This is a genomic window from Bradyrhizobium sp. USDA 10063, assembly GCF_054063735.1.
The window spans coordinates 2883830-2904964 of sequence record NZ_JBSSGP010000002.1 but is presented as its reverse complement, the minus strand read 5'-3'; the positions used below and the strand labels follow the sequence as shown (position 1 = coordinate 2904964).

Here is a 21135-nt window from a genome sequence, read left to right as displayed (position 1 = left end):
GCGGCCACGATGCTGGCGACGAGTTCTGGTGCATGGGCCGGGCAGGCGCCGGGGGCGCTGTCATCGCCCGATATTCCGATCAGTCATCATGATCGCGTCTACGCAGCGGAGCAGTTCTCGAACACGGTGTCGGTTACGGACCCGGTCGACAACAAGCTGCTCGGCGTGATCCGGCTGGGCGATCCGCAGCCTGTCAATTTCAGCCCGCTCTACAAGGGCCAGGTCCTGGTCCACGGCATGGGGTACTCGCCTGATCATCGCACGCTTGCCGTGGTTTCGATCGGTTCGAATTCGGTGACCTTCATCGACACGGCGACCGACGCCGTCAAGCACGTGACCTATATCGGCCGCTCGCCACATGAAGCCTTCTATACGCCCGACGGCAAGGAGGTGTGGGTGACGGTGCGCGGCGAGAACTATATCTCCGTGATCGATGCCAAGAGCTTTGAAGAGAAGACGCGCATCACGACTCCAACGGCCCGGGCATGCAGATATTCTCGCCTGACGGCAGGTACGGCTACATCTGTTCGTCCTTCAATCCGGAAACTGACGTCGTGTCGGTGGCCGAGCACAAGATCATCGCGAAGGTCAAGCAGGAGAGCCCGTTCTGTCCAAACATCGCAGTGACGCCGGACGGTGACCAGGTCTGGTTCACGCTGAAGGATATCGGCAAGACGCAGGTGTTCAACGGGAGCCGCCGTTCAATCCGATCAAGACGATCGACACCGGTCCGATCACCAATCACGTGAACTTCGCCCACACCGCAAAGGGCACATTCGCCTATATCACGGTCGGAGGCCTGAACGAGGTCAAGGTGTTCCGCACGGATGATTTCTCCGATGTCGCGACCATCCCGGTCGGCAATCTTCCGCATGGCGTGTGGCCGTTTCGGCGACGGCTCGCGCATCTATGTCGGACTTGAGAATGCCGATGCGCTGGCGGCCATCGATATCGCGACTAATACCGTGGTCGCCAACGTTCCGATCGGGCAGGCGCCTCAGGCCATCGCCTACGTTCCGAACGCTGCACTCAACCCTGATGACCGGCAGAATCTCCAGCCGCTCGGCGTTGCGGGGCAGGTTGCACATCTCGCGCTGGCGTCGAAAGGCGGGCCGAAGGAGAGCAAGGCACCGACCAGCGTCTCGCTGTTCGACCAGGGTCTGATCCAGATCTTGCAAGCCTCGGTGACGGGGCTTCAGCCCAAGCAGAAATACGTGCTGGCGCTCACCGAACATGAGGACGGCAGCGGACCCTTGCAGCCGCTCGCCGCCTTCATGACCAATCCGGCCGGATCGGCTATCGTCAACGCCGCTGGTCCGATCAGGCAGATCGTTGATCAGGCGACCAAGGCCGACAAGGGATACCTGGTCATCGCATCTGGCGACGCGGCGATGCCAGGCGAGGCGGTTCAGATCGAGACCCGATGACGTTCACTTTAACCGGAACGGACGGCAGGCGGAGCGCGTGATGAAGGATATGATGGTTCAGGTCGAGCCGCTCGTCCCCGCGCTCCGCCGCTATGCCCGGGCGCTCACGCGCAACCGCGCAACCGCGCAAGCGCCGACGATTTGGTGCAGGACTGCCTGGAGCGCACCGTCAGCCGCTGGCACCAGCGGCGCAACGGCAGCGTGCGCGCTTGGCTGTTCACAATCCTGCACAACCTCGCGGCCGATCAGTTCCGTCAGGTGGCCTCGCGCGGCAGGCACGTGCCGATCGAGGAGGCGGGCGAAAGCGAGTTCGGCGGGGCTGCCTCGCAGGAGCATCGGCTTATCTACCAGGATGTACTCAACAAGCTTGCAAGACTGCCTGAAGAGCAGCGCAGCGTGTTGCTGCTGGTTGCGGTCGAGGACCTTTCCTACGCCGAGGCGGCGAAGGTGTTGGACGTTCCGGTTGGCACGGTGATGTCGCGCCTGTCGCGGGCGCGCGAAAAACTGCAGCAAGAGCTCGACGGTGGCGCCGGTGCAACAGGCAATGTGGTCGAAATGCGGAGGCTGAAATGAATCGGCCGATCACGGAAGGTGATCTCCACGCCTATGTGGATGATGTGCTCGAACCGGAGCGTCAGGCGGAAATCGCCTCCTACCTGGTTGAACATCCGGACGTCGCCAAGCGCATTACCGCTTTTGCCGACCAGCGCGAGTGGCTGCGTGCGGCGCTCGCGCCGATCGCCGACGAACCCGTGCCGGCGGAACTGAACCTGTCGCGCATCATCGAGAGCCGCAGGCGGCCGCTTGCACCGGTCTGGTGGGCGATCGCGGCGATGTTGCTGCTCAGCACCGGCGGCATCAGTGGCTGGGTCATGCGTGGCGCGTTGCAAGACTCTCCGGGCGGTCTTACGGCGTTCGCGCAGGAAGCGGCTTATTCCTACAATGTTTACGCGCCGGACCACGTGCGTCCGGTGGAGATGCGCGCATCCGACGGGGCCCAACTCGCACAATGGGTCTCCAGCCGGCTCAGCCAGCCGGTCAAGGTCCCGGATCTGGCGAATTCGGGCTACCGGCTGATGGGGGGACGCCTGGTCGCCACCGCGCATGGGCCGGCAGCGATGTTCATGTATGACGATGACCACGGCAGCCGAATTGTCATGCTGACGCGCCCTATGAGCAAAGCCGACCAGAATGCGCCAATAACCGCCCACTCGAACAGCGGGACCTCCGGCTTTGTTTGGGGGGACGGCGGCATCGGCTACAGTCTGGTCGGCCAGGCGCCGGCGGAGTCTTTGAGGCAGGTCGCGAATGAGGTCCGCCGGCAGGCGCGCTCGATCTGAAGCGGTCCCAGATAATCGAGGCGGGCTCTCTGGAGGTTTACCGTGCCGCGGCCCTATGTTCTCAAGCCTATGCAGGAGGTCGACCATGACCGCTTCGTTCTGCGCGTCGCGGTCAATGCATCTTAAAGCCCTGATAGCCGCTCGCAGCGACCGCATCGCATTTTTGACGATAGCTGCCGACGCCACCCGCGTATCCGATGAGACGCCGCGGTTTGCCCTGAACGTTCGAGCCCAGGTACCACGAATTCGTCTTCTTGAAGAGCGTCATATTCGCGATCTCATCATGATGCGCCACCCACTCGTCTTCCGCGGATTTTGTCGGCTCGCTGACCCTTAGATTGTTCCCGCGCATGTACATGATGCACTCGGTTATCCACTCGACCTGTTGTTGCAGGCACGTGGTCATGTTGCAGAATGCACCAGAGGGGGCGAGCGGCGCGCCGGTCGTGAAGAGATTTGGATAGCCGTGGATCTGCAAGCCCATGGTGCTGCGAATGTCTCTGCTCCATTCCTCCTTTAGTGACCGTCCGTCGCGGCCGCGGATATCGATCCGTGTTAGCGCGCCCGTCCCCGCGTCGAATCCGGTGGCCAAGATGATGATGTCGAGCTCGTGGTTCGTCCCGTCAGCCGTCTGGATGCCGATGGGCGTCACGCGTTCGATCCTGTTGGCCTTGACGCTGACGATCTCGACGTTGGGACGATGGAAAACTTCGAGAAGATTCTGCTCCAATGGCACCCTGCGAGTGCCGAATCCGTAATCGTTCGGAATCAGCAGCTCGATCAGATGTGGGTCGATCAGACGTTCGCGCATCTTTTCGCGCACGAATTCGGAAATGGCGCCGCTCACTTCTTCATCCGTGAGAAGTTCAAAGAAGGATGCAACCCACAGCCTCAGGGAGCCGTCGTTCCAACAGGTTTCGATCACTTCGCAGCGCTGCGCAGGCGTCAGCGCCGCCCACGTCTGCTCTGCCCTGTATTCAAATCCGGAAAAGGTGTTCGGTAAACGCTCCTTCAAAAACTCAAACTTCGATTTGTAGGCTTTCGTATCTGCCTCGGTATATTGCGGATTCTTCATCGGGATCATGTACTGCGGTGTACGGATGAACACCTTGAGATGATCGACCTCGTCGGCGATTGCCTGAATGACCTGAATGCCGGTCGCGCCGGTGCCAACGACGCCGACGCGCTTGCCGGTAAAATCGATTGGTTCCTCCGGCCAACGCGCTGTGTGGAACAGTTGGCCGTTGAATGTTTCCTGACCGGGAAATATCGAGGTGAGGGGAGCAGAGAGCGGGCCGCAGCAGCTCACGACAAATTGGCTGTCAAGCACATCGCCGTTGTCTGTCATGACCAGCCAGCTTTCGGTGTCCTCGTTGAAGTGGGCTCGCTGGACCGTCGTACTGAACTGAATGTCCTTGCGAAGATCGAGCCGGTCCGCCACATAGTTGAGCCAACGTTCGATTTCCGGTTGGCTGGCGAATTTCTCGCTCCAGCTCCACCGCCTGTAGAGCTCCTCACAGAAGAAATATTGGTAGATATAACTCTCGGAATCGAGGCGCGCGCCCGGGTAGCGATTCCAATACCAGGTGCCACCGACACCTGAGGCCGTCTCGATCGCCTTGACCTTCAGACCTTGCTCTCTCAGCAGATAGAGTTGATAGAGACCTGCGATGCCGGCGCCGATGACAACGGCATCGAATTCCGCCGTCTCTGATGCGCGAGCACCTTCATTGGAACTGGTTGCAGTCTGACCCATTTTCGTCTCCTCTAGCTTTCTGAAGGCCGGACCTTCCGCCCTCCTTCATGTCGGGCCCCTGGCGGGCCGCCACACTGGCGCGCGTCGGAAATATCCTTGGGCTCCTGCTTCCGCGCGGTTTGTCGTCGCCACACGGGGACCTGTCGACGTTAGAGCGCTCCGGCGCTGGCATCTTGGAGAAAATGGACACTGGACGGTCAAACCGCCCGAGCAGAACGCAGTGCCGCGGCAGCGCAGAACCCTTCGGTCCGCCCGCTCCCTCGTTTCGCTGATAAGGCACTGCAGGCGCATCCTTTCGGCGACCTTGAGGAGATGCGCGAAAAATTCTTCACGCTGTACCGACATCTGGGCCCGGAGGCATGAGTTCGCCCACGTGATGTCCCAAGCGCAGTTCAAAATCGCCCGGCTTCGATATGCCACGCTGGATCAGCGGGACCGCGCGGCGCTTCCAGCCTTCCCAAGTCATGGATTGGCGGAAACTGTCCAGACTCTCCGCGATCGCCTCTGGCGGGGGGAGGATATCGCGATTGACCAGGCGCTTGACCGCACCCAGTGCCTGTCGATCGAAGGATGCGATGCGGCGCACGAGATTGGCCACGAACGCATCCAACTCGGCATCGGGAAGCGCCCGGTTCACCATGCCGTAACGTTCCGCAGTCGCGGCGTCGATATCCTCGCAGCCGAGCAATACCTCGAGCGCGCGAGCCCGCCCGAGCAACGGCGGCAGCCTTTCTATCGACCCGCCGCCTGGCACGAGACCCACCGCAACCTCGGGCTGGCAAAAGATCGCCTTCTCCAGGCTTGCGAAACGCAGATCGCAGGCCAGCGCAAACTCGTTGCCAGCGCCGCGGGCGCGGCCGCGTATGGACGCGACACTGATCACCGGCATTTGTGCGAGCCGCGTGGTGAACTCGATCCAGGCCGGCGCGCCAGATTTCTCTGCAACCTCACGTGCTCGGCTCATATCATAATGAGCGATAAAGTAGTCAGGGTCCGCGCTTTCGAACACGACGATCTTGAGTTGCTTATCCGCCTGCATTGCAGCACTGAGCTGAAGCAATTCTTCGATCGTATCCGGATCGAGCAAGTTCATCGGCGGATTGCGGAACGTCAAGCGCCACGCAGCGGGCGTCTCTTGCGAGACCACGAATTGGGAAGTCTTCGGCATCGCTCCATCTTCCATTGTTCACCACACGGGCGGCAAAAAAGCCGAGCCCTCGGCGAGGAAGATGGGACGCATCGCGCGCTCGCGCCAATCGCAACAGCGTTACCGTCCAGCTCTCGAGTTCATCCAATGACTCCGACTGATGTGAACTTGGCTGGCTCGGGTGGCCGTCCCACGGCTGAGGAAAGGCGAAGGGACTCCTGAGTGGATCTGTGGTCCACGATGCTGCGCCATCCATCCCTTTGATCGCATGGACAACATGGGTCGCTACCCCGCGCGCCATCTCGACGACGGTTATCCAAAGCGGCGATGGAGTCAGCCTTCAACCTTGCTCTCGTGCGTTTAGAACACCAAGCGAAGACGCGAGTCCGATTTCTACAATTAATCACCCGCTGCACTCGTATTGTTAGTGCAGACGATGGTGCCATCGGCCTGCCCTCGGCAGGAGACGGCGGAAATCTGGAGGCGGATAATGCGTAAAATAGTCGCGGTGCCAGGCGCGTTCGCGCTGTTGGCAGTCTCGAATGACGTTCCTTTGAGGATCAGCTCGACTTCGCGGGACTTTGATAGGCTCGCAGGAGCCAAACAATGCAAACGAATGACTCTAGCGGGACGAGGTCGCAATGCGTGAACTGCACAAGAGAATCGCCGCGAAGATGACGGTAAGCACCACGAACGATGCTTCTCATGCTCTGCGCGAAACGCGACAAGGGATACCGCTTGCGCGACGAATTGTATCCGTGCTGGATGTCACGAAAGAGGTCCTGGAGCGGTCCGGCGTCGTACGCGGAATGCGTGTCCTCGATCTCGGATGTGGGACTGGCGATACATCTCTTTTGACAGCCAAGCTGGTCGGTCCCTCTGGTCTAGTCGTCGGTCTCGACTCGTCAGCGGAGGCCATCGATCTAGCTCAAAGGCGAGCAACGATGGCTGGTCAATGTTACTGGATGAGATTTGTTTGCATCGATATCGAAGCGTTCGTCGCCGATCAAGCGTTCGATGCCGTCATCGTCCGACCTGATCTTATCCGTTCCCGTGACGCGGCCGCAATGTTCGACTGGCTCTCCAATTATCTTCGTCCTGACGGCGCGATCATACTCGCGTCTGGCAAGCCAGATCAGGGAAAGGGGCGAGCGAGAAGGTGCGATGGTGCGTTCGAGATCAGCGTCACCCACTCACGCTAAGGCATGGTTCTGAGGCGTAACCCGCGCGAGGGCACCGCCGAGAGGGTTTCTGAACCAGTTCCAGGAAAACGGCATGAGGGGCATCCCGATCACAGAGGATGACGATGATTTCCAATCAGCAAGGTGGACCAGCCAAAAGCGCTTTGACTATGCGCCTGGAACAGGCTGGCGAGCACTACGATTTCATTGTGTGCGGATCAGGATCTTCCGGCTCGGTGGTAGCGGCGCGCTTGGCGGCCAATCCAGATGTACGGGTGTTGCTGATCGAGGCGGGAGGCACGGACGACGTTCCTTCGGTCATGATTCCCTCTCAATGGCCATCGAATCTTGGTTCGGAACGAGACTGGCAGTTCACGGCGCAACCGAATCCACATTTGAACGGCAGATCAATTCCGCTCAATATGGGTAAGGTGCTCGGTGGAGGATCCAGCGTCAACGTCATGGTCTGGGCGAGGGGGCACAGGGGCGACTGGGATGATTTCGCGGCGGAAGCCAATGACACGAACTGGGGCTATGAATCCATTCTCGGAATCTACCGCCGCATCGAGGACTGGCAGGGCATAAAGGATCCATCGCGGCGAGGTGTCGGCGGGCCTCTGCACGTTCAGTCCGCTGTAAACCCGCAGCCGGTTGCGCGCGCGATGGTCGCGGCTGCAGCATCCATGGGCTTGCCAACGTTTGAGTCTCCGAACGGAGAGATGATGGAGGGACGCGGAGGCGCGGCGATCAGTGACCTGATCGTACGTGACGGTCGCCGATCGTCAATTTTCAGATCATATGTCTGGCCGCTCATCCGGCAGCCAAATCTTACCGTGCTGTCCAATGCGTTGGTCTGTAAGCTACTTTTTTATGGCCGGTCGGTCATCGGCGTCGAAGTCGAGCAGGACTCGAAGCGCCGTCGGTTTCTCGCGAGTCGCGAGGTTGTTCTCTCGCTCGGCGCGATCAACACGCCCAAGCTCTTGATGCAATCCGGTGTCGGTCCGGAAGACGAGCTGCGCCGCCATGGTATCAATGTCGTCCAGCATCTTCCTGGTGTCGGTCGGAATCACCAGGATCATGTCGCGTTCACATGCATCTTTGAGTATCGAGAACCTCAGCCTATCGGTAACGGAGGTTCCGAAGCGACGCTATACTGGAAGAGCGAGCCGGAAATCGACTTGCCTGACATGTTTTGCTGCCAGGTTGAGTTTCCCGTTGCCAGTGCGGAGACCGCCACTTCAGATATGCCCGCTCACGGCTGGACCATGGCTGCCGGCTTGGCTCACCCAAGGAGCCGGGGAGCGGTACGTCTTTCCGGCCCGCATGCATCGGATCGCGTTGTGATCGAGGCGAACACGCTCTCGCACCCGGATGATCTCAAGGTGGCTATCGAGAGTATAGCCTTGTGTCGTGAGCTGGGTAACTCGGCGGCGTTCAACAAGCTGGTGAAGCGGGAGGTGCTGCCTGGCAGGCTGGACAAACAACAAATGGAGGCCTTTGTGCGCAATTCGGCTGTGAGCTATTGGCACCAGTCATGCACTGCGAAGATGGGACGAGACCCAATGTCAGTCGTGGACAACAAGCTGAAGGTTTACGGCATCAACAAGCTGCGAATTGCCGATGCATCGATCATGCCTCACATCACCAGCGGCAATATCATGGCCCCATGTGTCGTCATCGGTGAGAAGGCGTCGGAGCTGATCAAAGCGGATCACGATTTTTAGACACCGGTTTCGACTTTTCCGAATCATGCCCAGGATCACGTTACAATCGTAACCGTTGCCTGTGCGCCCAGTGCGAGGACCGCAGGCCTGTTGCCTGGCTGCCGTCCTCACGAATTCTGACGTCAGATCATCTTGGCGCGAGCCGATAGTCGCGATCGAGCGGCTTCGTTCCGCGCTGTGTGTCCGTGCCCTTCACACTCTAACACGCAATTTAGTGGCATCCGTGAAGGCACGCTCCTACGTAAAGGGCTAGGCGGGGGCGGTTTGGCCCCATGCAGAAGTCGGTGAAGTGATCTCGAGATGTTCGAATAGCGCCAGCACGGATGGTTCGCATCCGTGCAAGCGCAAGCTGATATGAGTCCTCCAAGGGTCACCAAATGGACCAGGAATGTATATCGCAGCTGACACTGGGCAAATGCAGCGGAAACGGGATCGCCGTCTGCCCGAGTCAGACAATCAACATCCGTGAATGTTTCCCGGTTCTCACGAACCTCGTCGAGGAAATCGTGGACTGGGATTTTCCGGACGCAGACTTGGCTCGAGCACTTGCAATCAAAGTATTGCCCGGCACGAGACCGTATCTCATCGTCCAATACCGTGAATCGATGCGGTCCTTCCGCAAGTTCGGCACAGCCAGCGATCGACATCGGCGATACCGGCACGTGATGACTACCGTGGAGACCGGCGTCTGCACGATACGTCCTCCTGGTCCGCTCGGTGCAGTCATCGTGCGGCTTAAGCCAGAAGCCGTCGCATTCCTCGTCGGCGAATGCCTGCAATGCTTTGCGGATGCTAAAATCGATCTCCGCGACGTTTTTGGCGCTCAGAAAATCATGCAGCTTGAGGACATGGTTTCAGAGGCGCCGTCCAGCTACGAAAGGGTCTGCACGGTAGCACGCTTTCTGTGTGCTCACGGATGTCCCCGCGAGCCCGATGCTGTCGTATGTCAGGCGGCAGCATGCCTGCGCAGCAACCCCTCGTTACAGATTCGACGGCTGGCTGCCAAGCTGGACGTCAGCGAACGACAACTGCTACGCAAGTTTCAAGCCACGTTCGGCGTAAATCCAAAACACTTCGCGCGTCTTGCGAGAATTGAAAAAGTCCTGGCTTCCCGGAATGGTGGATCTTGTTGGGCTGATATTGCTTATAGATGTGGATTCGCAGATCAGGCCCACATGATCGGCGATTTCAACGCAGTCCTCGGCGTCTCGCCCAAACGCGCACTGATGCCCGCGTCGGTGGAACTATGTCATGAGATGAATGTGCTGAACGACGGTGGTCTCATTTCGCACGACTACTTCCTGTGGTGACTGGCCGAATAATCAATACCGTTCCAAAATGACCAATGCAGGTACCTGCCAGCAGACCGGTTAGTGCACAGAGGTTTATCGACGAGTCGCTAGTCAATCGGGGCATGGACGAATGATCACGGAAAGACGAGCCTCTCGCTTCTACGCAGCACTTGCAGCAGGTACAATAGCAATCCTTTTGAACTCCGCGGTCCTGGCCTCCGCAGATTTGGTGCATCTGCCAACCGCGCATGGAGGCCTGTTGCGACTGCTCGTGGTCTTGACTGGAGGGATCATCTGTCCACCAACTGATTCAGTCTTCCAGTTCGGATTTCATGTTGGTGTCGGACTACTTATGACGATGTTCTACGTCTATGCGTTGGATCGTCGGCTGCCGGGGTCGCCATGGATGCGTGGGTTCATATATGCGTTGCTCGTGTGGCTTGCGAATGCAGCGATTGTGCTGCCGATACTCGGCGAAGGTTTTGCCGGAAGCAGAGACCTCACCATCGCAGGAATCGTGTGGTTTGCGTGCGCCCACACGCTGTTCTTTGTGGCGTCCACCCTTCTTTACGATGCCTTCACGCGACAGGAGTTGGGTGTGTCATCGAACCAGTCATAGACGTTAACCCGTGCAAGTCACGATCGAACGCCTAACTCTCGAACTGGGCATTGAGGCGCGTGGATATGGAGACACGCAAACCATAGTCCGCGGCACTGGACCGTTTTCTTCAATACATCTTTCGCATCGCGGATGAGCATAAGCCGACATCGGATTCTTGATGCGGATCCGCTCGAAGAATGCGCAAGGTCGCTGCAGCCTGCTGTCGACGCACAATGAAATGGGAGAGCAGTCGATGGCACGATCGTATGACTACATCATTATCGGTGCGGGCTCAGCCGGGTGCGTTCTCGCCGATCGGCTTTCGGAGGATGGCAAATCGACCGTTCTCCTACTGGAAGCCGGAGGTTACGACCGAAATCCGTTGGTTCGAATTCCGATCGGATTGGGAAAGCTTCATCAGCACCGGATCTATGACTGGGGTCTGATCGCTGAACCAGATGCAGGGCTCAACGGCAGAGCAATCCCCTTGATGCGCGGCAAGGTCTTGGGCGGATCCCATTCCATCAATGTGATGGCGTTCATACGCGGCGATCGTGGCGACTACGATCGCTGGGCTCGCGACGGTGCGGAGGGATGGTCGTATAACGATGTTCTTCCCTACTTCAAGCGATGTGAGACCTGGCAGAACGGTGAGAGCGCTTGGCGCGGAGGATCCGGACCGATTCATGTTGAATTTGCGCGCTCCACCGATCCGCTGTTCCAGGCCTGGCTTTTGGCCGCGCGCGAGCTTGGCTTTATAGTCACCGAGGACTTCAATGGAGCAAGCCATGAAGGGTTCGGGGTAATCCAAAACACGATCTGGAGGGGCCGCCGAGACTCAGCTGCTGTGGCCTATCTCCGACCAGCGCTGAAGCGATCAAATCTGACACTTCGGACTCGCGCTCGAGCAACTCAGGTCGTTCTCGAGGGCAGGCGTGCGGTAGGCGTGCAATATGTCAGTGGTGCACGAAGCCTGTACGCCGCGGCAGATCAAGAAGTCATACTGTGCGCTGGCGCCTATCACACACCGCAACTTCTTTTGCTCTCGGGTATCGGCCCGACGAAACACTTGACTGACTTGGGCATCAAGACGCTCATCGACCTGCCTGTCGGTCAGTGCTTGCAAGATCACCTGGCTGCGTGGTTCAGCTGGAGCCGCGCCACGCCGGGCTCGTTCCACGGGATGATGCGTTTCGACCGAGCCGTTCTGGCCATGGTTCGCGCCTACTTGTTCGGAACTGGAGCGGGGACAGTCCTCCCGAACTATCTCTTCGCATTTATTAAGACTCTTCCTTCGCTCGACGTGCCGGACATCGAATTCATGTTTCGAGCAATCTCCGCGCAGGCATATCTCTGGTTTCCGGGCTTTCGCCCTCCATTTGAAGATGGCTTCGCGATTCGTCCAACATTGCTTCATCCGAAGAGCCGCGGTGAAGTGTTGCTGAGATCGGCCGATCCATTTGATGCGCCAATTATTCGCAACTGCTTTTTGCAGCACCCGGATGATCTCGCGGCACTGCTGCGCGGAGTAGAAATTGGGCTCGAATTGGCTGCACGACCATCGGTCGCTTCTATGGCAGGCAGACCGGTCGGACCGTCCTGCATGCGGTCCGAGCGCGATCTTGAACAGTGGATTCGAAATACGGCGGTGACGGCGAACCATCCCTGCGGAACGTGCGGGATCGGGAGGGTCGTTGACAGCAAGCTGTCGGTACTCGGTGTGACGTCACTTCGGGTCGTTGATGCGTCGGCCATGCCGACCATCATATCCGGGCACATCAACGCATGCGTTATCATGATGGCCGAAAAGGCCTCCGATATGATTCGACGCGTGCGTGCGCCCGTCGTCTCCAACCAACCGGTGATTCTCAACCAGGGTGCCGGTGATTCTCAACCAGGGTGAAAGGGCTTCGATCTAGGTCGTTCGTGCCGGAAGGCGGGCCGATCGGCGCGTAGCAGATCGAATTCCATTCTGCTATAACGCGGCGGGCAAGCGGTTGGCTCAGAAGACGCCGTTAGCCACTATTGTCGATCAAGAACACCGGAGCACGTCAAAGCGGTCCAGAAAACCAACCCCGCGAGGGCTCCAAGCGATCCGCAGTACATCAGAGGCTTGATGTAACTTACCCAGGCGGCGGATCTAAGCGCGTTGTCGGCGATGGTCCATAGGCCGTCCATTCCTGGACCTGCGTGAAATCCAAGACGTTGCGCTTGAAAGGTGAGAAGGCCGGTGGGTACCGCGCCGATCATGCCGCCCAGGAACACGCAGGACCCGACGTTTACCCATCTCCGCCACAGACAGATCAGATAGATTGGCAAGCCCAGTATAACCGTATGGCTGAGCGAAATGATCGCGGTGAACGCAAACACCAAAGCGGCAAGCCTCGCGTCATGCCAAATCACTGTCATTAGGAACGATGGAGCGAGGCCGGAAAAGAGGAAAGCCGCCGCTGTGCCTTCCAGTCGTCGGAGCCGCGAGGCGTTGCGGTCAGATCGAGCCGCCGATCTCTCCCGCTGATACCGTGTTGGCTGCTTGCTGGGGCGGCTAGGCGCTTGCGCGTCAAATGACTGGGGTATGTCGGTCGGCGTTTCACGCCTCGTTTGAGACAGCTCCGGACGCAGCGCGTCGACTTGATCAATTGAAAAGTTCATAACAAGGCCTCGGCTTCGGTTGGTGTCAACGGGCGATGACGGTGACGGCTAACGATGGACGCGTGCGATGGACTCATAATGTGCAGCTTGTTGCCGGGTTGATTGAAGAAATCGGACTCGCTTTCTCAGCGGTCGGAGCGAGCGCCCAGGTTCACCTTGGCGTGAATGGCGCGGTATGTCGGAAATCTCCAATCGAGCAACGCGTGTGTGCGCTAGGGCTTGGCACATTGGAAAGGACCAACAGACATGACCGGTCACCCGAAGCGTCGCCGGCTTGACGCAGCCGCCGCAAGAAAGAGCGCAGAAGAAGCTGCGCCCCGTCGAGGCGCCAGTCCGCCGGGCGAGCTATCCAATGTCGATCGCGCTAAACGGACGTCCCTGACGCGGCGAGCCGGCACTGAGCCGTTGCGCGATCAGGTTGTCGTAGTGACAGGGGGCGGGCGAGGCATCGGAAAAGTTTTTGCGCAATCTCTCGCTGCTGCGGGCGCTATTGTCGCAGTGATGGGGCGATCGCCCAATGATCTCGCCGGGACCGTGGCCGACATTTCGGCTGCGGGAGGTCGGGTAACATCAGTTATCGTTGATGTGATTGATCGTCAGGCAGTCGATGCCGGTATCTCTCAGATAGAACAAAAGTTCGGTCGCATAGATCTTCTGATCAACAACGCCGGGGTCTGGGGCCCGATCGCAAACCTATGGGACGCCGATCCGGGCGAGTGGTGGCGTACGATGGAGGTCCATATCGGCGGGACCTTCCTATGCAGTCGTGCCGTGCTACCCGGCATGATTTCTCGCAATAGCGGACGCATCATCAATATTGTGAGCAATGCCGGAGTTTTCCGCTGGCCAACTTGCTCGGCCTATTCGGTCTCCAAGGCGGCGGTTGTCAAGCTTACCGAGAATTTGGGCGCTGAGCTCCGGCTGCATTGCGTGACGGTCTTTGCGTTTCATCCAGGACTTTTGCCGATTGGGCTCAGCGCGAAGGCGGCCGGAATGGAGGCGGAGCCTGGCTCACCGACGGGACGCGCGATTGAATGGGTGCGTAGCGAGATTGCGGCGGACCGCGCCGTTTCGCCCAAGCGCGCAGCCGATTTCATTACAGCGCTGGCAATGGGACAGGGAGACCTTCTATCGGGCCGCTATCTGACCGTGTTCGACGATCTGGCAGCACTTGCGGCGCGGGCAGAGGCGATCCAGAGCGCAGATTCGCTCACCCTGCGGTTACGGGAACTCTAGTCAAGAGGAGGCCATAGATGACCGTGGTCCCCGATCGCTACAATGTCAGCACGATACTCGACAGCAACTTGACCGCCGGCCGGACGACCAAGACGGCAATCGTCTGCGGCGATGAACGGATCTGCTACGGTGAGCTTGTGGCGCGCGTGTCCCGAATGGGACGAGCGCTGCTTCATTTGGGTGTTCGCCCTGGCGAACCGGTGATGCTGATCCTCGGCGATAGTCCAATTCTTGCGGTGGCCTTTTGGGGCGCTTTGCGGATCGGTGCCGTTCCGTGCCTGCTCAATCCCCTTTTCCAGGAGGATGCTTATCGGCATTTTGTTTCAGATGCCGGCTCTTCGATCGTGGTGACGGACGGGACCTGCCTTGAGAAGGTCGCACGCTCCCTCATGGATATCCCTTCGGTGACCATCATCGCGCCCGCTGCCACTGCAGGCCGTGTTGTCTCCATCGATGAACTCTTGACCGCTGAGGATGATACGCTCGCGCCCGCCAATACCCACCGGGACGACATGGCGTTCTGGCTGTACAGCAGCGGATCGACCGGCCGACCCAAGGCAATCATTCATGCGCACCAGGACATCCCGGCGACCTGCGAAACATACGCCAGCCAGACTCTGAGGATCACCGAGAACGACGTATGCTTTGCACGGGCGCTTTTTCACGCCTACGGCCTCGGTGGTGGGCTGACGTTCCCGGCCTGGGCCGGCGCGACGTCGGTTCTCTATCCGCAGCGGCCGACGCCCGCCGGGCTCCTGGAGACGATCGATCGTCACAAGCCATCGCTACTGTTTCTGGTCCCGGCGATCTATAAAGCCATGGTCGATGATCCCGCCTCCGCATCGGCCAATCTTGGTTCGGTACGGCGCTGCCTCTCCGCCGCCGAGCCGTTGTCACCCGAGATCTGGCATCGTTGGCACGATGCGTTCGGTCTGGAGATCATGGACGGCATTGGCTCAACGGAGATGCTCCATATTTTTTGCTCCAACACGCCTGGAGCCGTGAAGCCAGGATCAAGCGGCAGACCGGTGCCGGGGTACGAGCTTCGTCTGGTCGACGAAGATGGCATACCCCTCAGGGAGGGCAATGTCGGCCTGTTGCAGGTGCGTGGTCAAAGTTCGAGCCTCGGCTATTGGCGGCAAAGAGAGAAGACGCAACAGGTGATGATCGGATCGTGGGTGGCGACTGGGGATCGCTACCGCTTGGACGAGGATGGCTTCTACTGGTATGAGGGCCGTGCGGACGACATGATCAAGATCGGCGGCGAATGGGTGTCTCCGCTTCAGGTCGAGAACGTTCTGTTGGAACATTCAGCGGTAAGCGAGGCTGCGGTCGTAGGTTTGAGCGCGGATGGATTGACGCGTATGCGGGCATGGATTGTCCTCGCTCCAGGCCATGTCGGTTCTATCGAACTGTCGGATGAGTTGCGGGAGTGGTGCAAGAGCCATCTTGAGCGCTATCAATACCCGCACATGATCGATTTTGTCGATCGACTGCCGCGGACGGCGACTGGGAAAATTGAGCGCTTCAAGTTGCGCAGTTAAGTCTGCTTCGAGCACCAATCGATTGAAAAACAGTGGTCGGCATTTCGGCCGCGCTCGCTAGATACCCTCATCCCTCGAGAGCGATGTCCGATTTTCTCAATTCGTTTGTGAAAAGGCCGAATATCATAAGACTTGCTGCCGCGGCGTGACTCATATCGCGGATGCCACCAGAGAGCTTCGCGATACTCGTCCGTCGTTACAAACGGCCAGCGCGACTCTTTGCCATGAACAGAGCTGAAGGAGAAAGGCCGTGAGTTTTCGTGCAATCAATCCTGCGACGGGCGAGGTGCTCAAGGAGTTTCAATTTCAGACCGACGAACAAATCATTGCCGAGCTGAATACAGCTGACAAACGCTACCACAGCGACTGGAGCATTCGGCCTGTTGCAGATCGTGCGCGCCTTGTAGGCCGCGTCGGGAAAATTCTCCGCGAGAAGCGGGACGACTATGCCCGGCTGCTCACGATGGAGATGGGGAAAGTCATCGGTCAAGCATATCTAGAGGTCGATCTCAGCGCTGACATCCTCGCCTATTATGGCAAGCATGCCGAGCAGTTCCTGAAGCCCAAGGCTTTACCAGATGGGCGGGGCGCGACGTTGTTCACCCAACCGATCGGAGTTATTCTGGCGATCCTGCCCTGGAATTTCCCATACTACCAGATCGCGCGAGTGGCTGCGCCTCAGATCGCTGCCGGCAATGTTCTCATGATAAAGCAGGCGGAAAACGTGCCGCAATGCGCCCTGGCGTTCGCCCGCCTTTTCGAGGAGGCTGGTGCTCCTGAGGGGGTCTATACGAATCTTTTCTGCAGCACTGAGCAGGCAGGCCGGCTGATCGATGACTTCCGCATCCGCGGCGTCACGCTCACAGGCGGCGAGCGGGCTGGCGCGTCTGTGGCGGAGCGCGCGGGTCGCAATCTCAAGAAGGTGGTTCTGGAACTCGGCGGCAGCGATCCGGCGATCATCCTTGAGGACGCGCCGCTCGACCTCATCATCGGTCAGTGCGTAATCGGCCGCATCATGAATACGGGCCAGTCGTGCGCCGCTATTAAGCGCATGATCGTCATCGGCAAAACGCGCGGCGAAGAAATACTGCAGAAGTTGATCGAGCAATACGCGGCCCTTCCGATCGGCGATCCCGCCGACGCAGCGATCGTGATCGGTCCCCTCGTATCGGAAGGCGCGCTGAAGCGGCTGATCACCCAGATCGACGATGCGAAGAAAGCGGGCGCGCGCATCGTCTGCGGAGGTCGTAGGATCGATCGGCCCGGCTACTATGTTGAACCGACGATCATCACCGACATAGCGGAAGGCAATCCGTTGTTTCAGCAGGAAACGTTCGGACCGGTGCTGTCCTTCTACGTCGTCAACACCGAGGAGGAGGCGATTCGGTTGGCCAACGCCACGAAATTCGGCCTCGGCGCCTCCGTGTTCAGCGCGGACGTCGAACGCGCCAGCCAGGTCGCCGATCGCATCGAAGCGGGTATGGTGTTTATCAACTCCTTTGTCTACTCCGGCCCCGAGGTTCCGTTTGGTGGCGTGAAGAATTCCGGCTTCGGACGCGAGTTGTCCGAGCTGGGGATCGGTGAGTTCGTCAATCGCAAGCTCGTGCGCGTTGCCGACGTTGCGTAAGCCATGGAAGCGGCGACACCAAGTCTCCGCAGGGCGCACTCCTGCGGAGAGTCGCATCCCGGCCCTCCCAGAACGGCCCGCATTCTTCGTCGGACCCGCGTTGGTCGAGCGACCATGCATTGCCGTGCGACACCCGTCAATCCGGCAACGGCATTCGGCGGTAACATCGAATGAATAGAGAGTAGAGCGGGCATTGCAGCCGGAGAAGGCTCTTGATCAACGGACTTAGGAGTTCAAATGTGCAGCGAACCGTGTTGGCGCTCGTACGCGACTATGATGCCTGTTTCGCTGAGTTCTTGCGACCATCCGGCAACGGCCAAAAGATCCTCCAAGCTATTCTTATGCGGGCGGCGTTTCAGCGACTAGCCCAAGAGCGGGTGGCGATTCGACAGGACGGAGCCAGCACAATACTTGACGTCAGTTGCGGGCCCGGCGATTTCAGCGCGGCTTGGGCGTCCGACATCGCAAAAGTGCTGCCGTTTGGGATGATCTTTTATTGCACGGACCACGCAGCTGGTGTGTCGAGGACGACCGGAGAAAGGTATACGACGGCGACCGTCAACAAGATTCGGGCGGCGGCGCAGAGGGGTAATCTGGTGTTGGCGGAGGCTCCGATCGGAATTGATGCGGATCTATTTTTCGGTGACGACAGGTTGATGCCGTTGGGTAAGCACGCCGACGTCGTTCACTGGTCGCATAGCGGCTATCACGTGCGCGACGCGCTTGGGCCCGATAAGGATCAGTCCCTCGCGATCGAAACTGGAATGAACACCGCTATCGGCAAGATGTGGTCGGCGCTGGACTGCCAGGGTCTGATACTCTCGATTCACCAGACGCGGGACATCAGCGACGGAGTTCCCTCGCAAATGATGCCGATCTCTCGGAGCTATAGTGGTGCGTTGGATGACGTGCCGGAACTGATCGAGCAGGGGGTAGCACGCTTGGGCGGCTATGTGGCCTCGATCAACTTTGCTACGCCCCTTTTCTTTGCCAAGCTTGATGAAGCAGGCTGGGAGTGTCTGAAACGTCCGGCGGAGTGGCCGCGGCTGGGTCCGGCGGGGTTACGCAATCTGATGTTGCTGAACTTCAGCGCTTGCGATTTCAGCGATCCCGATAGAGCCGGGCTGGAGAAGCTGGCCATGGCCGGCAAGCTCGCAAGCTTCGTCGATGCATTCAAAACGGTGGTGACACCGAACGACGGTCGCCTGCTTGTCAAGTGCGCCTTTCAGTTGATTGCGAAATCGCAGGGTGTCGCGATGAAGTTGAAGGCGATTGCAGGCCAGCTACGGCAAGAGTTGCCGGTCTTTCAGCGCCAAATGGCCGTGCAGATGGACAGCGAGGGCAAGCCCGGCCACTGATCGTGTCTTGATATTGCAGTCGCAATCCACATTGGCTGATCGTGACACAAACGCGTAACGGTTTCGAAGCAAACTCCTGGAAATGCTTGTCGTTGCGAGTGCATAATGAACATGGCCAATAGCGGACGGACGATGTCGGCCACGGGAGCCATCGCGCACGTTCGCGCTACAATGACGGTACCGACCACCGTTGGGATTCTGAACGGATTCGGACGCTCTCTTGGTGATGCAATCGTCGGTTTGCAGCGCTCCACTTAGCAATCCGAGCCGGCGTCGTGTCACCGAGGCCGCTATTGTTCCGGCTTCCTGGGCTCTCCACCACGGTTGAGGCTGTCCACGCAGCTGCTGACTTCGCCGACGTTCGAACACTTCCCCGCGAGTTTGCAACGCCTGATCGGCCGATCGATCTGGGTGACGCGGTGACGCGCATCATCGACATTCGCGACTTCGTCTTCGATCCTGACTTCCAGTGCAGACCGATGATCGATTTCTTCCTGCGACGCCTCGGCTTGGCGCCAGAGCAGGTGCCGGCAGGCTGGCGGCGAAATACTTGGCTCGCATCGCGAGTCAAACCGTCGCGACCTGCATTGCCAGGCGGTTACGTTTTGGTGTGCCCGAAAGCGTCAATACGACTGCGCGACATGCCGGATGAGATCCACGCGCGTGTCCTTCGACGGGCGCTGGAGGTCGGTCCAGTCGTGACACAAGGGGTCGTGCCTGATGGGTTCGGCCGCAAGGTCATTCATCTGGAGCCATGTGCGAGGCTTGACGATCTGTGCGGCCTTGTCCGTCACGCGAGATGGGTGATCTCGACTGACACCGGGATGGTGCATCTGGCCGACGCGCTCGGCGTAAGGTGCTTAGTATTCTTTCCGACCCATCGTCCCGAATGGCGCGTGCGTGATTATCCCCGCAGTCTGTCGTTTGAGTTACCGACTCGGTTGCCACGTGGCATCGAGTTCGCGCGCGGACCGGAAGACCATGCCCTAGCCAGATCCAGCTGGTTTCCCAACGGAGATGATCTCGAGTGGCTCGATCGCGCAGTTGATCAGGCGCACCGCCTCTTCGAGGGCTGCGAATGATTGAAACACCGCTGTCGGCGAGAGAGTGCATTTATCTTTGGTAGAATTGGTCCACACCTGCCTCATCGGCAACTTAACAGCGGGCGGGAACGTCAGCTCCAACTCCGTTACAGAGTTGGTCGCGCAGTTGCTCCTGCGGACCTTTGGGATCAGGTATCGCACGACTTCACGCTCACGCATTCTCAGTGCATGCGCTTGCCAGCGCTGCGATAGCTCGCATAGGCCCTCAAGGTGTAACCGGGGTTTGTGATGCAGTAACCCACGCCGCCCGACGCAGTAGCCTGACATTGCGCAAGGTTCGCGTAATCGCACTCGATCGCATTGGCGGGACCGCCGGCCAGGCAGACAGGATACGATTCGGCATGTGCTGGCGTTGCCATGCCATAGAGGCACGTCCAGGCAAGAAGCGGTGCCAGGACAACAAGAAATCGTCGCATTTTGTTTCTCCGTGAGTTGATACAGCCGAACGTAGGGGACCCCCTTTCAGTAAGCCAACTCATTGTTTATCTTCTTCCAATCGAGAATCGCGATGGATCTCGGTCGTCCGAAGCAGGATGCGGCGCTGTACTCCTGGGCTTAATGCGGTAGCTGCCATGGCTCTGGAGCAGCTTCGTATCTTCATCGCTGTCGCAGACGCAAGCCGAGGGCCAATTCAATTTGACGCAATTGGCAACCAGCGGAGCCATCGCGGCGCTGGGAGACGCATTGGGGGATCAAGCTGTTCGGTGTCGCGGGTGGATAACTGAGCGATGGTCTTATCGCTCAGAGGAATGCGAATGTCGTGCCGTGAACAATCCACCGGTCAGATCGAGCGTGAACGCGCGGCACTGGCCTCGACGTAATGCGTTGATGTGGACGGCTCACATGGAGGGCTGCGCAGCTGCCGCTCTGCGATGGTATGAAGCACAACGTCGCGGCTCGATGTGACGCCAATGTATTGCATTTCGCCGTGAGCTTGAGCGGTATTCTGCTGTGGCGCTTATTCCAGCCTCGTGGCGACAAAGCGCAACTCGTCCTGTTGGCAGAGGAAGACCATCGACCCAGGCCATTACTGATTTGATTGTCAAGGTGCGGAGGCGGCGGGGCAAGTCCGATTGAAACAGCACGCGGCCTCCGAATGATAACCTTGCGAGGCTACCTTGAATGATAGTCTCACGAGGGTTGGCTC

Annotated in this window: 15 protein-coding genes and 2 pseudogenes; 13 read left to right on the top strand and 4 right to left on the bottom strand. The window is 59.0% G+C overall.

Going from position 1 to position 21135, the window contains the following annotated elements:
• The first annotated feature begins 9 nt into the window (after positions 1–9).
• From ACVJGD_RS16120 to ACVJGD_RS16110, 3 genes and pseudogenes are all read left to right on the top strand, one after another.
• Positions 10–1427, top strand: a pseudogene (locus ACVJGD_RS16120) (YncE family protein).
• Between the two features lie 40 nt (positions 1428–1467).
• Positions 1468–2000 (top strand): annotated as a pseudogene (locus ACVJGD_RS16115) (sigma-70 family RNA polymerase sigma factor).
• Positions 1997–2767 carry an anti-sigma factor family protein gene (locus ACVJGD_RS16110; protein ID WP_456635259.1) on the top strand — a complete coding sequence of 257 codons (771 nt, stop codon included), beginning with the start codon at positions 1997–1999 and terminating at the stop codon, positions 2765–2767. Before ACVJGD_RS16115 ends, ACVJGD_RS16110 begins: the two are co-directional and overlap by 4 nt.
• 112 nt (positions 2768–2879) lie before the next feature.
• On the opposite strand, the gene ACVJGD_RS16105 is transcribed toward ACVJGD_RS16110, so the two are convergent.
• Both ACVJGD_RS16105 and ACVJGD_RS16100 read right to left on the bottom strand, forming a co-directional pair.
• A complete protein-coding gene (locus ACVJGD_RS16105; protein ID WP_456635258.1) occupies positions 2880–4523 on the bottom strand; it encodes a flavin-containing monooxygenase in 1644 nt (547 codons plus the stop codon).
• Between the two features lie 328 nt (positions 4524–4851).
• On the bottom strand, positions 4852–5706 hold the full coding sequence (locus ACVJGD_RS16100) for an enoyl-CoA hydratase/isomerase family protein (protein ID WP_456635257.1): 855 nt from the start codon (positions 5704–5706) through the stop codon (positions 4852–4854).
• A 605-nt stretch (positions 5707–6311) separates the two neighbouring features.
• Here ACVJGD_RS16100 and ACVJGD_RS16095 point away from each other — a divergent pair.
• The 5 genes from ACVJGD_RS16095 (at position 6312) to ACVJGD_RS16075 (ending at position 12371) form a co-directional block, all read left to right on the top strand.
• Positions 6312–6872, top strand: a complete 561-nt coding sequence (locus ACVJGD_RS16095; protein ID WP_456635256.1) for a class I SAM-dependent methyltransferase — start codon at positions 6312–6314, stop codon at positions 6870–6872.
• Positions 6873–6970: 98 nt separating this feature from the next.
• Positions 6971–8575, top strand: a complete 1605-nt coding sequence (locus tag ACVJGD_RS16090) for a GMC family oxidoreductase (RefSeq protein WP_456635255.1) — start codon at positions 6971–6973, stop codon at positions 8573–8575.
• A 377-nt stretch (positions 8576–8952) separates the two neighbouring features.
• A complete protein-coding gene (locus ACVJGD_RS16085; RefSeq protein WP_456635254.1) occupies positions 8953–9885 on the top strand; it encodes a helix-turn-helix domain-containing protein in 933 nt (310 codons plus the stop codon).
• 241 nt (positions 9886–10126) lie between these two features.
• Positions 10127–10486, top strand: coding sequence for a hypothetical protein (locus ACVJGD_RS16080; protein ID WP_456635253.1), 360 nt, complete (start codon positions 10127–10129; stop codon positions 10484–10486).
• 160 nt (positions 10487–10646) lie between these two features.
• On the top strand, positions 10647–12371 hold the full coding sequence (locus ACVJGD_RS16075) for a GMC family oxidoreductase (RefSeq protein WP_456635252.1): 1725 nt from the start codon (positions 10647–10649) through the stop codon (positions 12369–12371).
• 119 nt (positions 12372–12490) lie between these two features.
• On the opposite strand, the gene ACVJGD_RS16070 is transcribed toward ACVJGD_RS16075, so the two are convergent.
• Positions 12491–13120 carry a hypothetical protein gene (locus ACVJGD_RS16070; RefSeq protein WP_456635251.1) on the bottom strand — a complete coding sequence of 210 codons (630 nt, stop codon included), beginning with the start codon at positions 13118–13120 and terminating at the stop codon, positions 12491–12493.
• A 246-nt stretch (positions 13121–13366) separates the two neighbouring features.
• Between ACVJGD_RS16070 and ACVJGD_RS16065 the strand changes: the two genes are divergently transcribed.
• The 5 genes from ACVJGD_RS16065 to ACVJGD_RS16045 all read left to right on the top strand — a co-directional run bounded on the left by ACVJGD_RS16065 (position 13367) and on the right by ACVJGD_RS16045 (position 19967).
• A complete protein-coding gene (locus ACVJGD_RS16065) occupies positions 13367–14356 on the top strand; it encodes an SDR family NAD(P)-dependent oxidoreductase (protein WP_456635250.1) in 990 nt (329 codons plus the stop codon).
• 17 nt (positions 14357–14373) lie between these two features.
• Positions 14374–15900 (top strand): benzoate-CoA ligase family protein, encoded by a 1527-nt coding sequence (locus tag ACVJGD_RS16060; RefSeq protein ID WP_456635249.1) that lies wholly within the window; start codon positions 14374–14376, stop codon positions 15898–15900.
• Positions 15901–16150: 250 nt separating this feature from the next.
• The gene (locus ACVJGD_RS16055) at positions 16151–17527 is read left to right on the top strand and encodes an NAD-dependent succinate-semialdehyde dehydrogenase (protein WP_456635248.1); all 1377 of its coding nucleotides are present in this window, start codon (positions 16151–16153) and stop codon (positions 17525–17527) included.
• A gap of 212 nt (positions 17528–17739) precedes the next feature.
• Positions 17740–18885, top strand: coding sequence for a hypothetical protein (locus tag ACVJGD_RS16050; protein WP_456635247.1), 1146 nt, complete (start codon positions 17740–17742; stop codon positions 18883–18885).
• A gap of 293 nt (positions 18886–19178) precedes the next feature.
• Positions 19179–19967, top strand: a complete 789-nt coding sequence (locus ACVJGD_RS16045; protein ID WP_456635246.1) for a glycosyltransferase family 9 protein — start codon at positions 19179–19181, stop codon at positions 19965–19967.
• A 182-nt stretch (positions 19968–20149) separates the two neighbouring features.
• On the opposite strand, the gene ACVJGD_RS16040 is transcribed toward ACVJGD_RS16045, so the two are convergent.
• Complete coding sequence (locus ACVJGD_RS16040; RefSeq protein ID WP_456635245.1) at positions 20150–20404, bottom strand: DUF3551 domain-containing protein; 255 nt, start codon at positions 20402–20404, stop codon at positions 20150–20152.
• Positions 20405–21135 lie beyond the last annotated feature (731 nt).